15 protein-coding genes are annotated in these 13,730 nt (G+C 39.4%); 12 read left to right on the plus strand and 3 right to left on the minus strand.

Going from position 1 to position 13,730, the window contains the following annotated elements:
- The first annotated feature begins 7 nt into the window (after positions 1 to 7).
- From fmt to ACESR9_RS07290, 9 genes are all read left to right on the plus strand, one after another.
- Positions 8 to 943, plus strand: coding sequence for a methionyl-tRNA formyltransferase (gene fmt / locus ACESR9_RS07250; RefSeq protein ID WP_324737844.1), 936 nt, complete (start codon positions 8 to 10; stop codon positions 941 to 943).
- Positions 933 to 2,246, plus strand: a complete 1,314-nt coding sequence (gene rsmB, locus ACESR9_RS07255) for a 16S rRNA (cytosine(967)-C(5))-methyltransferase RsmB (RefSeq protein ID WP_373106195.1) — start codon at positions 933 to 935, stop codon at positions 2,244 to 2,246. Before fmt ends, rsmB begins: the two co-directional genes overlap by 11 nt.
- 21 nt (positions 2,247 to 2,267) lie before the next feature.
- A complete protein-coding gene (locus tag ACESR9_RS07260) occupies positions 2,268 to 3,008 on the plus strand; it encodes a Stp1/IreP family PP2C-type Ser/Thr phosphatase (protein WP_021154558.1) in 741 nt (246 codons plus the stop codon).
- Complete coding sequence (gene pknB, locus ACESR9_RS07265) at positions 3,005 to 4,873, plus strand: Stk1 family PASTA domain-containing Ser/Thr kinase (RefSeq protein WP_049473349.1); 1,869 nt, start codon at positions 3,005 to 3,007, stop codon at positions 4,871 to 4,873. The genes ACESR9_RS07260 and pknB overlap by 4 nt, the downstream gene beginning before the upstream one ends.
- Positions 4,874 to 4,992: 119 nt before the next feature.
- On the plus strand, positions 4,993 to 5,688 hold the full coding sequence (gene liaF, locus ACESR9_RS07270) for a cell wall-active antibiotics response protein LiaF (protein WP_373106196.1): 696 nt from the start codon (positions 4,993 to 4,995) through the stop codon (positions 5,686 to 5,688).
- Positions 5,685 to 6,701: an envelope stress sensor histidine kinase LiaS gene (locus ACESR9_RS07275; RefSeq protein WP_373106197.1), complete on the plus strand. Its 1,017-nt coding sequence runs from the start codon at positions 5,685 to 5,687 to the stop codon at positions 6,699 to 6,701. Before liaF ends, ACESR9_RS07275 begins: the two co-directional genes overlap by 4 nt.
- Positions 6,698 to 7,330, plus strand: coding sequence for a response regulator transcription factor (locus ACESR9_RS07280; RefSeq protein ID WP_373106198.1), 633 nt, complete (start codon positions 6,698 to 6,700; stop codon positions 7,328 to 7,330). Before ACESR9_RS07275 ends, ACESR9_RS07280 begins: the two co-directional genes overlap by 4 nt.
- Positions 7,331 to 7,374: 44 nt before the next feature.
- A complete protein-coding gene (locus ACESR9_RS07285; protein WP_371496526.1) occupies positions 7,375 to 8,775 on the plus strand; it encodes a bifunctional Cof-type HAD-IIB family hydrolase/peptidylprolyl isomerase in 1,401 nt (466 codons plus the stop codon).
- Position 8,776: 1 nt separating this feature from the next.
- Positions 8,777 to 9,142 carry a S1 RNA-binding domain-containing protein gene (locus tag ACESR9_RS07290; RefSeq protein ID WP_049496180.1) on the plus strand — a complete coding sequence of 122 codons (366 nt, stop codon included), beginning with the start codon at positions 8,777 to 8,779 and terminating at the stop codon, positions 9,140 to 9,142.
- A gap of 49 nt (positions 9,143 to 9,191) precedes the next feature.
- Here the strand turns inward: ACESR9_RS07290 and cysK are convergent, their stop codons facing one another.
- Positions 9,192 to 10,115 carry a cysteine synthase A gene (gene cysK, locus ACESR9_RS07295; RefSeq protein WP_223141298.1) on the minus strand — a complete coding sequence of 308 codons (924 nt, stop codon included), beginning with the start codon at positions 10,113 to 10,115 and terminating at the stop codon, positions 9,192 to 9,194.
- A 123-nt stretch (positions 10,116 to 10,238) separates the two neighbouring features.
- The gene (locus tag ACESR9_RS07300) at positions 10,239 to 10,880 is read right to left on the minus strand and encodes a YigZ family protein (protein ID WP_021154565.1); all 642 of its coding nucleotides are present in this window, start codon (positions 10,878 to 10,880) and stop codon (positions 10,239 to 10,241) included.
- Between the two features lie 55 nt (positions 10,881 to 10,935).
- Here ACESR9_RS07300 and ACESR9_RS07305 point away from each other — a divergent pair, with 55 nt between their 5' ends.
- From ACESR9_RS07305 to hpf, 3 genes are all read left to right on the plus strand, one after another.
- A complete protein-coding gene (locus ACESR9_RS07305) occupies positions 10,936 to 12,234 on the plus strand; it encodes an ATP-dependent helicase ComFA (RefSeq protein ID WP_373106199.1) in 1,299 nt (432 codons plus the stop codon).
- Positions 12,231 to 12,896 (plus strand): ComF family protein, encoded by a 666-nt coding sequence (locus ACESR9_RS07310; RefSeq protein ID WP_373106200.1) that lies wholly within the window; start codon positions 12,231 to 12,233, stop codon positions 12,894 to 12,896. The genes ACESR9_RS07305 and ACESR9_RS07310 overlap by 4 nt, the downstream gene beginning before the upstream one ends.
- Positions 12,897 to 12,977: 81 nt before the next feature.
- Complete coding sequence (hpf, locus tag ACESR9_RS07315) at positions 12,978 to 13,520, plus strand: ribosome hibernation-promoting factor, HPF/YfiA family (RefSeq protein WP_373106201.1); 543 nt, start codon at positions 12,978 to 12,980, stop codon at positions 13,518 to 13,520.
- 21 nt (positions 13,521 to 13,541) lie between these two features.
- Here the strand turns inward: hpf and ACESR9_RS07320 are convergent.
- Positions 13,542 to 13,730, minus strand: a 189-nt coding sequence (locus ACESR9_RS07320) for a hypothetical protein (RefSeq protein ID WP_373106202.1), incomplete at its 5' end; no start/stop codon positions are given.

Genomic DNA, 13,730 nt, shown 5'->3' on the forward strand with positions numbered 1-13,730 from the left:
GAAAGAAATGACAAAATTAATTTTTATGGGAACGCCTGATTTTTCAGCGACGGTTTTAAAGGGATTGTTAGCAGATTCGCGCTATGAAATTTTGGCAGTTGTGACTCAACCAGACCGCAAAGTAGGTCGCAAAAAAGAGATTCGAATGACCCCGGTGAAGCAGGTAGCTTTGGAATATCAACTACCGGTTCTTCAGCCGGAGAAATTATCGGGTAGTCCAGAAATGGAAACTCTCTTATCACTGGATGCAGATGGAATTGTGACCGCTGCTTTTGGACAATTTTTACCGACAAAATTGTTGGAGAACTTTCAGTTTGCGGTGAATGTCCACGCGTCTTTATTACCTAAATATAGAGGTGGAGCTCCCATTCACTATGCCCTGATCAATGGTGACGAAGAAGCTGGGGTTACAATTATGGAAATGGTCAAGGAAATGGATGCCGGAGACATGATTGCAGCTCGTTCTCTCCCAATTTTAGATGAGGACAATGTGGGAACTTTGTTTGAAAAATTGGCAGTCCTTGGACGTGACTTACTCCTAGATACTTTGCCAGCTTACCTGGCAGGGGAGATCAAGCCATGTCCACAAGATCCAAGTTTGGTCACATTTTCACCGAATATTTTACCGGAAGAAGAGGTTTTGGACTGGACAAAAACCAATCGCCAAGTCTTTAACCAGATTCGGGGAATGAATCCTTGGCCGGTCGCTCATACGTTATTAAATGGTCAACGCTTAAAAGTCTATGAAGCTGAACTATGCGAAGGAAATGGAAATCCAGGAGAAGTGATTGCTTTGACCAAAAAAGAGTTGCTGGTCGCTGCAGGAGAAGGCGCATTGTCCCTTAAAGTTGTGCAGCCAGCAGGAAAACCAAAAATGTCCATCACAGACTTTTTGAATGGCGCTGGCCGTCAATTGAAAGTAGGAGATCACTTTGGAAGTTAAACAAATGAATGCGCGTGAACAGATCGTTCGAGTATTAGAAGAGGTTTTTGAACAGGGGGCTTATTCTAATATTGCACTAAATCAAGCGCTAGAACACTCTCAATTTTCAGATAAAGATAGAAGCTTTGTTACGGAAGTTGTATACGGTACTGTAGCACGGAAGATAACACTCGAGTGGTATCTCGCCCACGTAATTGAAGACCGGACGAAATTAGATCCTTGGCTCTATTATCTTTTGATGATGAGTTTGTATCAACTTGTCTATTTAGACCGCATTCCCGATCATGCCATCGTCAATGAAGCTGTCCGGATAGCAAAACGTCGTAAAGAAGGCAGTGAGAAGTTTGTCAATGCTATTCTTAGAAAGCTCCTCCGCGAGGGACTACCAGCTATTGATACGATCAAGCGAAAGAATAAACGTTATTCGGTAGAGTATTCCCTACCTGTATGGTTGGTCAAAGCATTGATCGAAGAATACGGTGAGGAACGTGCTTGCGCTATTTTTAAGAGTCTCTATCAGCGTAATAAATCCAGTATTCGTGTGATTGATCTAGACGAAAAAGAAGAGTTGGCTCAGCTACTCGAAGCAACCTCCTCTCTACTTGCTCCGTCCGCTCTCGTGAAAGAACAGGGACATTTTGCAGCGCATTCCTTGTTCAAAGAAGGGCGCATTACTATTCAAGACGAGTCCAGTCAATTGGTGGCACCGGCTTTGGATTTGCAAGGAGATGAGTGGGTTTTAGATGCCTGTGCGGCGCCAGGTGGAAAGACGACTCACCTGGCTTCTTATCTCACAACTGGGAAAGTCACAGCCTTGGATCTCTATGACCATAAGCTCAAATTGATTCAAGAAAATGCTAATCGGCTCCATGTTGCGGACAAAATTTTGACAAAGAAGTTAGATGCGACAAAAGTCTTTGAAACATTTGGACCTGATGCTTTCGATAAAATTTTGGTGGATGCGCCTTGTTCAGGGATTGGTTTGATCCGGAGAAAGCCTGATATCAAGTACAATAAAGAGAGTGCAGATTTTGTATCTTTACAAGCTATTCAATTGGCCATTCTGGATAGTGTTTGTCAAAGTGTGCGTAAAGGTGGTATAATAGTGTACAGTACGTGTACAATTATGGGTAAAGAGAATTTTGAAGTGGTGGACCAATTTTTGAAAAACCATCCAAATTTCGAACAAGTCCCATTGGATCACGAAAGAAAAGATATTCTTAAAAATGATTGTATCCTTATTACACCCGAATTATATGGAAGCGACGGCTTCTTTATCAGTCGTTTTAAGAGAATCTCATAATATCAGGAGGAAACTGACAGTATGGATATTACGATCTTAACCGATGTAGGTCAAAGACGGACAAATAACCAAGACTATGCAAATCAATATAAAAACAAGGCAGGAAAATCTATGGTTTTACTTGCTGATGGTATGGGAGGACACCGTGCCGGAAATATTGCTAGTGAAATGGCAGTCACAGATCTAGGTGCGGCTTGGGTTTCTTCTGAGATCGAGACGGTTAATCAAGTACGGGAATGGTTTGCAGAACATTTAGAAGCTGTGAACCGTCGGATCCATTTAGCTGGGCAAGATGATGAGCACAAAGGAATGGGAACTACACTGGAAGCTTTGGCTTTTGTAGAAGGACAAGTGATTTATGCCCATGTTGGAGATTCGCGGATTGGCCTCATTCGTCAGGGCGAATACCAGCAGTTGACCAGTGATCATTCTCTTGTAAATGCTCTTTTGCGAGCAGGTCAAATCACAGAGGAAGAAGCAGCCCATCATCCTCAACGTAACATCATCACTCAGTCCATTGGCCAAAAAGATGAGTTGGAGCCGGATTATGGTTTGGTGACGGTTGAAGCAGATGATTATATTTTGATCAATAGTGACGGTTTAACTAATATGATTGGCCCGGATGAAATCAGAGATATTGTCTTGAGTGATGTTTCACTGGAAGAAAAAGCTCAAACCTTGATTCGTTTTGCCAATAATGCTGGAGGCTTGGATAATATCACTGTTGTACTGCTCCACTTTACTGAGGAGGACGCAGCATGATTCAAATCGGCAAAATTTTTGCCGGGCGATATAAAATCATCCAACAAATTGGACGCGGCGGGATGGCAGATGTTTATCTTGCGCGTGATTTGATTTTAGATGGGGAAGAAGTTGCAGTCAAGGTACTGCGTACGAATTACCAGACGGATCCCATTGCAGTTGCGCGTTTTCAGCGTGAAGCAAAGGCGATGGCAGAGCTGGACCATCCAAATATCGTTCGGATTACAGATATTGGCGAAGAAGAAGGACAACAATACCTTGCAATGGAATATGTTGCAGGTTTAGACTTGAAACGCTATATCAAAGAAAATGCTCCTTTATCAAATGAAGAAGCTGTTCGTTTGATGGGGCAGATCCTTCTAGCTATGCGTCTTGCCCATACGCGTGGCATTATCCATAGAGATTTAAAACCACAGAATGTCCTCTTGACACCAGATGGAACAGCAAAAGTTTCAGACTTTGGGATTGCAGTGGCCTTTGCAGAGACTAGTTTGACCCAGACCAACTCGATGTTGGGGTCGGTTCATTATTTGTCCCCTGAGCAGGCGCGTGGTTCAAAAGCTACGGTGCAAAGTGACATCTACGCTATGGGAATCATTTTCTATGAGATGTTGACAGGACACATTCCTTATGATGGAGATAGTGCAGTCACAATTGCTTTGCAGCATTTTCAAAAGCCACTCCCATCTATTCGTGAAGAAAATAAGAATGTTCCACAAGCTTTAGAAAATGTAGTGATCAAAGCGACAGCTAAAAAACTGACGGATCGCTATAAATCAGTGGCAGAGATGTATGTGGATCTTTCAAGTTGCTTGTCCTATGAGAGAAGAAATGAGAAAAAACTGGTTTTTGAAGACCAAGCGAAAGCTGATACAAAGACTCTTCCAAAAGTGAGTCCAACTCCAAAAACGGCTCCTGTTCCAATCTCTGAGGTACGCAGTGAAATCAGTTCGGTAGATCCTAATCGACCATTATCTGACCAGCAGACCATGGCACCAAGTAAAAAGCCAAGAAGACGCTTGCGGGCGCGCTACAAGGTCTTGTTTGTTGCCATTGCCCTAGTTCTTGCTGCCTTTACTTTCTTGTTGTATATGAGCCCAGCCAATAAAACCGTTCCAGATGTTTCCGGCAAAACCATTGCCGAAGCTAGAGCGGTTATTGAGGGACAAGACCTTCAAGTCGGTGAAGAGAAAGAAGAGTACAGTGATTCGGTTGCAGAAGGCTATGTCATTCGAACCAATCCAAATGCAGGGGCCCAAAAGAAAGAACAAAGTCGAATTGATTTGATTGTTTCAAAAGGACCAAACAGCTTTGAAATGCCAAATTACGTGGGTGAAACACGGGCAAAAGCAGAAGAAGATTTGAAAAATACTTATAAAGTATCAAGCAAAATGATCACGATTGAAGAAGTTGAGACCTTCGATTATGCTGCAGGGACAGTTCTTGAACAAACTCCAGCTCCAGGAGAGCAATATTCTCTGAATTCAAAAACTAAGATTGTTTTGAAAGTAGCGAAAGAAACGACTTCAATTGAAATGCCAAACTATGTTGGATCAACTTATGATTTTGCTAGAAGTAATTTGATTGAGATCTATGGTATTAAAGAAGCCAATATCGAATTAAGAAAAACAGAACATCTCCCTGATGGAGTATCTGTTTCTGCAGGTCAAATTGTCAGTCAAACTCCAGAAGTTTCGAGTACGGTGGATATTAACCGAACACGAATTGTTTTGACTGTATATGAGCCTAAAGTGACAGCTTCTTCAAGTACGAAAGCCTCATCAAGTTCTGATACATCTAGTTCATCCTCTGGTGAACGATCAGATACAGAAAGTTCAAGCAGTAGTGCAACTAGTGGAGATTAATAAATCAGTCTAAGACTCAGATGGATTTCTGGGTCTTTTTGATTGTCTGCTATTATCCAACCACAGACGGAAGTCAAATGAGGAAAAATTTGATAAAATAGGAAAAGATGAGGTAGACTATGTGGAAAATACAAATTTTTATTTTCGTTGAAGCCGTTTTGTTAACATTAGCAGCGATCACCATTTTATCAATCGATTTTTCCAGATTTGTTGTCTTGATGGTTCTCTTTTTGCTCCTTTTGTATTACTATTTTGGCAAACAAAAAGCGAATTTTCTATTAATCGCGCTGAGTGTGCTATTGTTTTTTATCGTGATGCTGAATCCTTTTGTGATTGCAGCCATTTTATTTGCGGTGGTTTATGGTTTATTGATTGCTTACCCTTATATGTATAAGGAAAATAAAGCCGTTGTGTTTGATGTTGAAGAGGATACGAAAATTCGTCAGGAAAAAACTCGATGGATTGGTGATTTACAACATTTTTCAAAGCAAAGTCGAGGGTATCGAGATCTGAATGTAATCCGAGTTTTTGGAAATGACACCCTCCATTTAGAGGAGGTAGCCATTTGCAATTGGGACAATGTAGTGATCATTCGGAAAGGGTTTGGAAATACAAAAATTATCTTACCGATTGATTTGGAATTGCATTTACAAATTAACACCCTGTATGGAGATCTGAAGTTTTTAGATCTTCCTGTCCGTAAAATGAGGAATGAAACCATAGACATTGAAACGGCACATTATCGGAGATCGCACCGTTCTGTAAAAATTGTGTTAGTTGGTATTGTTGGGGATGTTGAGGTGATTCGCGCATGAAGAAATTAGACTATCTCCTATTGTACTTCTATTCCCTAATGGTGGTTGCGGTCATTTGTCACACCATTTTCCATTTTGTTGGTTTTCAGTGGGGCAAACTTCTCTCAGATCTTTCCTTGCTTCAATCATTCCTATTTTTGGTTTTTAGTCTGACTCTTGCATTGACGGCTTTGGTTGTCTTAATTATCAAAATTACGCAATTTGTAACGGTTCATGCAGTACAACAAAAGGTAGAAGCGATCCTAACTGCTTCACGGCGAAAAGAAATTGCCCCCAAAGAATTGAATCAACAGTTAGATTTATTGGATCAGAAGTTGCATCGACTTGAAGAAAATTTACAAAAAAGTGAAAATCGTGTGATGCGAAATGAGGAAGAAATTATTGAAATCGAGCGTAAGAGAATTGCGCGCGATCTACACGATACGGTTAGTCAAGAATTATTTGCAGCTAATATGATTTTGTCCGGAGTGGCTTCACAGGCTCTTGAGTTAGAGAAAAGTCAGATCCAGCAACAACTAAATGGTGTATCGGATATTTTGGGTACAGCCCAAAATGATCTACGTGTCTTGCTCTTACATCTTCGTCCTACAGAATTGGAAGGAAAAAGTTTAGTAGAAGGTATGGAGATGATTTTTAGAGAATTGAAGGAAAAGAGTGACCTAACAGTTGTCTTCCATCATAATGAAGTGAGTATTCCAAAAGATATGGAAGAACATCTGTTTCGGATCGTCCAAGAAATTGTCAGCAATACCTTGAAACATGCTAGAGCTCAACAAATGGATGTCTTTTTGCATCAGGAGGGGAAACAACTTCATTTACGGATGGTAGATGATGGAATCGGGTTTGAGCAAGAAAAATTGGAACGATTGAGTTATGGGTTGAAAAATATTCAAGAGCGTGTAGAAGACATGGCGGGAACCATTAAAATAAGAACGAGTCCTCAAAAGGGAGTAGCTGTAGATATTCGTGTTCCCCTTCTTGTAAAAGATAAAAATGAAAAGGAAACTGTATGAAAGTATTATTAGTAGACGACCATGAAATGGTCCGGTTGGGATTAAAAAGCTTTTTGTCCATGCAAACCGATATTGAGCAAGTCTCAGAGGCACAAAATGGGCAAGAAGGCGTGGAGTTGGCGCTGAAAGAAAGACCAGACGTCATCATCATGGATATTGTGATGCCAGAGATAAATGGAATCGATGCAACTCTAGCCATCCTAAAAGAGTGGCCGGAAGCTAAAATTGTCATTTTGACGTCTTATTTGGATAACGAAAAGATCTACCCGGTTTTAGATGCAGGTGCAAAAGGTTATATCTTAAAGACTTCGTCGGCAACTGAGATCTTACAGGCTGTAAGGAAGGTTGCAAAGGGAGAATTTGCGATCGAGACAGAAGTTAGTCAAAAAGTTGAGTCTCGAAAGAACCATGCTGAATTGCATGATGATTTGACGGCTAGAGAACGAGATATTCTGGCTTTATTGACCAAAGGATATGAAAATCAACGCATAGCAGATGAACTCTTTATTTCTTTAAAAACGGTGAAAACCCACGTCTCCAATATTTTATCGAAACTAGAAGTTAGTGATCGGACACAAGCAGTCGTCTATGCCTTCCGACACCATCTGGTGAATCAGGAAGATTTTTAAGTTGAAACATGCTATAATAGAACAAGGAAAATAGGGGGAGACAAGTGGACGCAAAATTACGTTATAAAGCAAAAAAAGTAAAAATCGTCTTTTTTGATATTGACGATACATTACGTGCAAAAAAAACTGGATTGATCCCAGAATCTGTAAAAGACGTCTTTCGTCAGTTGAAAGAAAAGGGAATTCGAACAGGGATTGCAACCGGTAGAGGGGTTTTTGGAGTTGTTCCTGAAATTATGGACTTAAAGCCTGATTTTCTAGTCACCTTAAACGGTGCCTATATTGAAGATACCAAAGGAACTGTGATCTACCAATCACCAATCAATGAAGCAATCGTTTCTTCTTTTGTGGATTGGGCCAAAGAATCCCAGATTGATTATGGGTTAGTGGCTAGTCATCAAGCTGCCCTGTCCAATCGTACACCTTTGATCAGTGATGCTATTGACATCATTTATCCCAACTTACCAGTAGATCCAGATCTGCATTTGAAAGAACCAATTTTCCAAATGTGGACCTTTGATGAAGATGATGGTGATTTAGAATTATCACCTTCCTTACAAGAGGAGTTACGTCTAGTTCCATGGCACCCACATTCATCTGATGTTGTTCGTTTTGATCGATCAAAGGCTTCTGGAGTCTCTCAACTTGTAAATCATTTGGGCTTGAAGCCAGAAAATGTTTTGGTATTTGGGGATGGCTTAAATGATCTTGAACTATTTGATTATGCTGGGATTAGTATCGCAATGGGAATATCTGCCCCAGAGTTACAAGAAAAAGCTGATTATATCACTAAGAATTTGGAAGAAGATGGCATATTCTATGCCTTAGAGGAGTTAAATATGGTTGAAAAAGAATTGACGTTACCGCAGTTGGAACTTGGTGTGGTTGAAGGTCCTATAGCTATGATCAAAACCAATCACGGTGAGATGAAAATTCAATTGTTCCCAGATCAAGCGCCAAAAACAGTTGCAAATTTTGTGGCTCTTGCTAAGTCTGGCTATTATGATGGTGTCATTTTCCATCGGATTATTAAAGATTTCATGATCCAAGGGGGAGATCCTACTGGTACAGGTATGGGTGGTGAATCCATCTATGGTGAGAGCTTTGAAGACGAATTTTCAAAAGAATTGTACAATATTCGCGGAGCCCTTTCAATGGCAAATGCTGGACCAAACACAAATGGCAGCCAATTCTTTATTGTACAAAATCAACATCTCCCATATTCGAAAAAGGAATTGGTCCGCGGTGGCTGGCCTGAAAAAATTGCCGAAATCTATACGACAGAAGGAGGAACTCCTCATCTAGATCAACGCCATACCGTATTTGGACAATTGATGGATGAAGCTTCATTTGTGGTATTGGATGAGATTGCGGCTGTTGAGACAGGTATGATGGATAAGCCAGTAGAAGATGTCGTGATTCAAACCATCGAAATTGAGGACTAAAATGAAAATTGGAGATAAGTTAGAAGGAACCATCACAGGCATTCAACCTTATGGAGCCTTTGTTGAACTAGAGTCGGGTGTCACAGGCTTGATTCATATCTCAGAGATTCGAAGTGGCTATGTAAGTAATATTCATGATATTCTTTCGATTGGAGAGAAAGTCTTTGTCCAAGTCATCGATGTTGATGAATATTCTAAGAAAGCCAGTCTTTCTTTGAGAACCTTAGAAGAAACGCCGCAACGAAGTATTCGACACCATCGTTTTTCAAATGACCGCAACAAAAGTGGTTTTGCTCCCTTAGCTCAACAGATGCCAACCTGGGTCAAAGAAGGAAAAGCATTCTTTAGCAAACAAGAAAAAAAATAAAAACTTCGATAGGTTGATGAAACCTACCGAAGTTTTTTGGTATAGTGAGTTATTCAAATTCGTAAAGAGTAGTGGAAAGGTAACGTTCCCCATTATCTGGTGCAAGGGCAAGAACTTTTTTACCGCTACCTAATTCTTTTGCGACTTCAATAGCAGCATAGATAGCAGCTGCGCTTGAGATACCGACTAAGAATCCTTCAGTTCCACCGATAGCGCGTGCAAGTTCGAAAGCTTCTTCTGAAGATACACGACGAACACCATCATATGCGTTAGTGTCTAAAGTGTTTGGAATAAAACCTGCTGAAATACCTTGGATTTTATGTGGTCCAGGTTTTTCGCCAGAAAGGACCGCAGATTCATTGGCTTCAACGGCATAGACTTTGACAGCAGGATTGTTCTTTTTCAAAGTATGAGAAATACCAGAAACAGTACCACCAGTACCAACACCTGCGACAAAAGCATCTAAACCATCTTTTCCAAAGGCATCAACGATTTCTTGTCCTGTTGTTCTCTCGTGTACCTCTGGGTTAGCAGGGTTTTCAAATTGAAGAGGAAGGAAGCCATTTCTTTCTGCAGCGATTGCTTCAGCTTTAGCGATAGCACCTTTCATTCCTTCACTTCCAGGAGTCAAAACGAGTTCAGCTCCATAGGCTTGGATGATTTTACGACGTTCCACACTCATGGTTTCAGGCATGACGATCACAACTTTATAGCCTTTAGCGGCACCAACCCATGACAAACCAATCCCAGTATTTCCACTAGTTGCTTCGACAATGGTATCACCTGGTTTGATCAAGCCATCTGCTTCAGCTTTTTCAATCATGCTCAAAGCGATCCGGTCTTTAACCGATGATCCAGGGTTGAAGGCTTCGAGTTTTACATAGACATCTGCAGCTCCTTCAGGAACAAGACGGTTCAATTTGACAATAGGAGTGTTCCCGATCAATTCTGTAATATTTTCATAAATAGCCATAATATACCTCAGTTCTAGGTTTTCTTGATACTAACAAGTATAGTCCCTTGCGGGAAGAATGTAAAATATAGAAATTTTATGGGTGTGATAAAAAAAAACTATCGTTGCCGATAGCTTCTTTGGTTATTTTTCTACAGAAAGTAGGGGTACTTCAACCTCACGAATTCCTTGGTCCTCAATAATGACTTTGCCATTGTAAAATTCGACTAAAGCTGCTGTGATAGAGTTTGTGTTTTCTTTATCTACAAAAATAGTTGTCATCACCTGATCTGTAAACATCGGATCTTGTTCCGCCAATTGATGGTCTTTTAAGAAATTAGCAAATTCTTGGTATTGGGAATAAGAAAGTGTGATCCCAAGTACCACTTGCTCTTTGATTTCTACCAGTCCAATCTCTCGAACTGCTTGTGCAACACTTCCAGCATAAGCACGAATCAGACCGCCAGCGCCTAATTTAATACCTCCGAAATAGCGGGTAACCACGACACAACTATTAGTGATGCGATGATTCTCCAAAACTCCTAACATCGGTACCCCAGCGGTTCCACTAGGCTCTCCATCGTCACTGGTCCGTTTGATGTCACTTTGTTCCCCAATGATGAAAGCAGAGCAGTTATGTGTAGCCTTATAGTGTTCCTTTTTGATGGCATTGATAAAATCTCTAGCTTCCTCTTCAGAGGAGACTCGCTTGACATGACAAATGAATTTTGATTTTTTGATTTCTTCTTGAACAGTGCCGTTCTCTTTAAATGTAACATATTCCATATTCTTATTTTACAAAAAAAGAATGATTTTCTCCAACTTTTGCGAATTAATAAGTATGAAGATAGAAGATTCTTATGGAAGACTCTTAACGGAGAGTCAAATGACAAATGATCTGAAAGAAATTGCCCAAGAACTTCCAGCTATGGAAAAACAGAATGGAAGGTACCAATGTTTTCGATGTGGCAGTTTGATTGATCAAAAACTTTGGAAGTTGAGTGAGGAGGTGCTGTATTGTAGAGCCTGTATCCAATTGGGAAGGATCCGGAGTGATCAAAAACTTTATGCTATTGCACAGAAAGACTTTGAAGGACAGGAGGTGTTAAACTGGAAGGGAACCTTGACTTCCTATCAACAAGAGGTATCTGAAGGACTTATCCAAGCAGTTAAAGCAGGAAAACATGCCTTGGTACATGCTGTGACAGGAGCTGGAAAAACAGAAATGATGTATCAGGTTGTAGCAACAGCGATCAAGGCAGGAAAAGCAGTCTGTATTGCTACCCCAAGAATCGATGTCTGTATAGAATTGTACGGAAGAATGAAGGAAGATTTTTCCTGCCCCATCTCTTTGCTTCATGGAGAATCGGAACCCTATTTTAGAACACCCTTGGTGATCGCTACAACCCACCAATTGCTAAAGTTTTATCAGGCCTTTGATCTCCTTATTATAGATGAAGTAGATTCTTTTCCCTATGTAGACAATCCAATCTTATATAAAGCAGCTCAGAATGCAATAAAAAAAGAGGGGAATACCCTATATTTAACAGCAACCTCTACAGATGAGTTAGATAAAAAGGTCAAGAAAAAAGAAATCATTCGTTATAGCCTTCCAAGAAGATTTCATGGGAACCCACTAGTGGTCCCTGAAATAAAATGGGTGCCGAAAATTAGAGAAAAAATAGAAAAAGGAAGAATCCCTTACCAACTATTGCAACTGATTAAGAAACAAAGACAAACTCACTACCCATTGTTATTCTTCGTATCGGAAATAGAGTTAGGGCAACAATTTAAAGAGAATATAAAAAACTACTTTCCGAAAGAAAAAGTAGGTTTTGTATCCTCTCAGACACAGGATCGCTTGAGAATTGTAGAAGAATTTAGAAATAAAGAAAAAACAATACTAGTCTCGACTACCATACTTGAAAGAGGAGTTACCTTTCCGCTTGTAGATGTTTTTGTTTTAGAAAGCAACCATCGCTTGTTTACGAAAAGTGCCCTTGTACAAATCTCAGGAAGAGTTGGACGTAGCAAAGAAAGACCAACAGGCCAATTGCTCTTTCTATCAGATGGAATAACAAAAGAAATGAAAAAAGCAATAAAGGAAATAAAACAAATGAATCAGGAGGCTGGGTTTTGAAAGAATGTCTGCTTTGTAATAAAGAGTTAAAAACTAGTGAACATTTCACAGATCTTATTTTTATAAATCAACAAGAAAAATGGATTTGTAAAGAATGCAAAGAAAACTTCGAACAAATTGGCGAAATTCATTGTCCTAGGTGCTTTAAAGATAAGGAGGAGAAAGTATGTAAAGATTGTGAGTTCTGGGAAGACAAAGGAAATACTGTTCAACATGAAGCTTTATATAGATATAATGGAGCAATGAAAGACTATTTCAAACGATATAAATTTGAAGGAGATCGTTTGTTAGGAATGGTATTTGCAAGTGACATCAAAAAAGCGTTGAAAAAGTATAGAAACTATACAATAATACCAACTCCAATTAGCCATGAAAAAAAGCAGGAGAGAGGATTCAATCAAGTCTCGACTATACTAGATTTTGCAGAAATAAAGTACAGCACTCTATTTCAAAAAGAAGACAGTTTGGCACAATCAAAAAAAACAAGAGAAGAAAGATTAAAAACCTCTCAACATTTTCAATTAAAAGAAGAAGTTCCAATAAAGCAAAAGTATCTTATCTTCGATGATATCTACACAACTGGCAAAACAATCGAATTAATGAAGCGCCTGTTAATTGAAAAAGGTGTGAAAGAAATAAAGACATTTTCAATTGCGAGATAAAAAAAGATTTGCAAAAAGTTTATGAAAGCGTTATAATATACATATAAATAAAAACATAATGTTTAGAAAGTAGGTACTAATATGATTAAATATAGTATCCGTGGTGAAAACCTAGAAGTAACAGAAGCCATTCGCGACTATGTCGTTTCTAAACTCGAAAAGATTGAAAAATATTTTCAGGCAGATCAAGAGCTAGACGCTCGTGTAAACTTAAAAGTTTACCGTGAAAAGACCGCAAAAGTAGAAGTAACCATTCCACTTGGATCTATTACACTTCGTGCAGAAGATGTGTCTCAGGATATGTACGGTTCAATTGATCTGGTTGTAGATAAAATTGAACGTCAAATTCGTAAGAATAAAACAAAAATCGAAAAGAAAAATCGTATTAAATCTGGTGCAGGTAAGTTATTTACGGATGTAGTTGTAGAAGAAGCAACAACCACAGAAAAAGTTGTTCGCTCAAAAACAATTGATCTAGAACCAATGGATTTAGATGAAGCTATTCTTCAAATGGATCTATTAGCACACGACTTCTTCATTTATCGTGATGCGGAAGACAACACAACTAATGTTATCTACCGTAGAGAAGATGGAGATATTGGTCTATTGGAAGTAAAAGAATAGAGATTAAAAACATCAATTAAATTATAGAAGGATCAGGAGCAATTTTGCTCCTGATTTTTTAGATAACCCAAAGAAGTAAGAATATTTTTTAAGAAAATAAAATTTTTTGAAAAAAGGTGTTGACAGTAAGTCCAGGTCATGATATACTAATATAGTTGTCGCGCGAGAGCGACAAAGACCTTTGAAAACTGAACAAGACGAACCAATGTG

The sequence above is a fragment of the Streptococcus parasanguinis genome, assembly GCF_964238605.1.
In the GTDB taxonomy this organism is placed as follows: Bacteria; Bacillota; Bacilli; order Lactobacillales; family Streptococcaceae; genus Streptococcus; species Streptococcus parasanguinis_AJ.

Bases quoted from the DNA above. Each gene is read 5' to 3' on its own strand.
- ACESR9_RS07280 (WP_373106198.1), top strand. From the start codon at position 6,698: ATGAAAGTATTATTAGTAGACGACCATGAAATGGTCCGGTTGGGATTA.
- fmt (WP_324737844.1), top strand. From the start codon at position 8: ATGACAAAATTAATTTTTATGGGAACGCCTGATTTTTCAGCGACGGTT.
- liaF (WP_373106196.1), top strand. From the start codon at position 4,993: ATGTGGAAAATACAAATTTTTATTTTCGTTGAAGCCGTTTTGTTAACA.
- ACESR9_RS07305 (WP_373106199.1), top strand. From the start codon at position 10,936: ATGAAGATAGAAGATTCTTATGGAAGACTCTTAACGGAGAGTCAAATG.
- cysK (WP_223141298.1), bottom strand. From the start codon at position 10,115: ATGGCTATTTATGAAAATATTACAGAATTGATCGGGAACACTCCTATT.
- pknB (WP_049473349.1), top strand. From the start codon at position 3,005: ATGATTCAAATCGGCAAAATTTTTGCCGGGCGATATAAAATCATCCAA.
- ACESR9_RS07300 (WP_021154565.1), bottom strand. From the start codon at position 10,880: ATGGAATATGTTACATTTAAAGAGAACGGCACTGTTCAAGAAGAAATC.
- ACESR9_RS07275 (WP_373106197.1), top strand. From the start codon at position 5,685: ATGAAGAAATTAGACTATCTCCTATTGTACTTCTATTCCCTAATGGTG.
- ACESR9_RS07290 (WP_049496180.1), top strand. From the start codon at position 8,777: ATGAAAATTGGAGATAAGTTAGAAGGAACCATCACAGGCATTCAACCT.
- hpf (WP_373106201.1), top strand. From the start codon at position 12,978: ATGATTAAATATAGTATCCGTGGTGAAAACCTAGAAGTAACAGAAGCC.
- ACESR9_RS07260 (WP_021154558.1), top strand. From the start codon at position 2,268: ATGGATATTACGATCTTAACCGATGTAGGTCAAAGACGGACAAATAAC.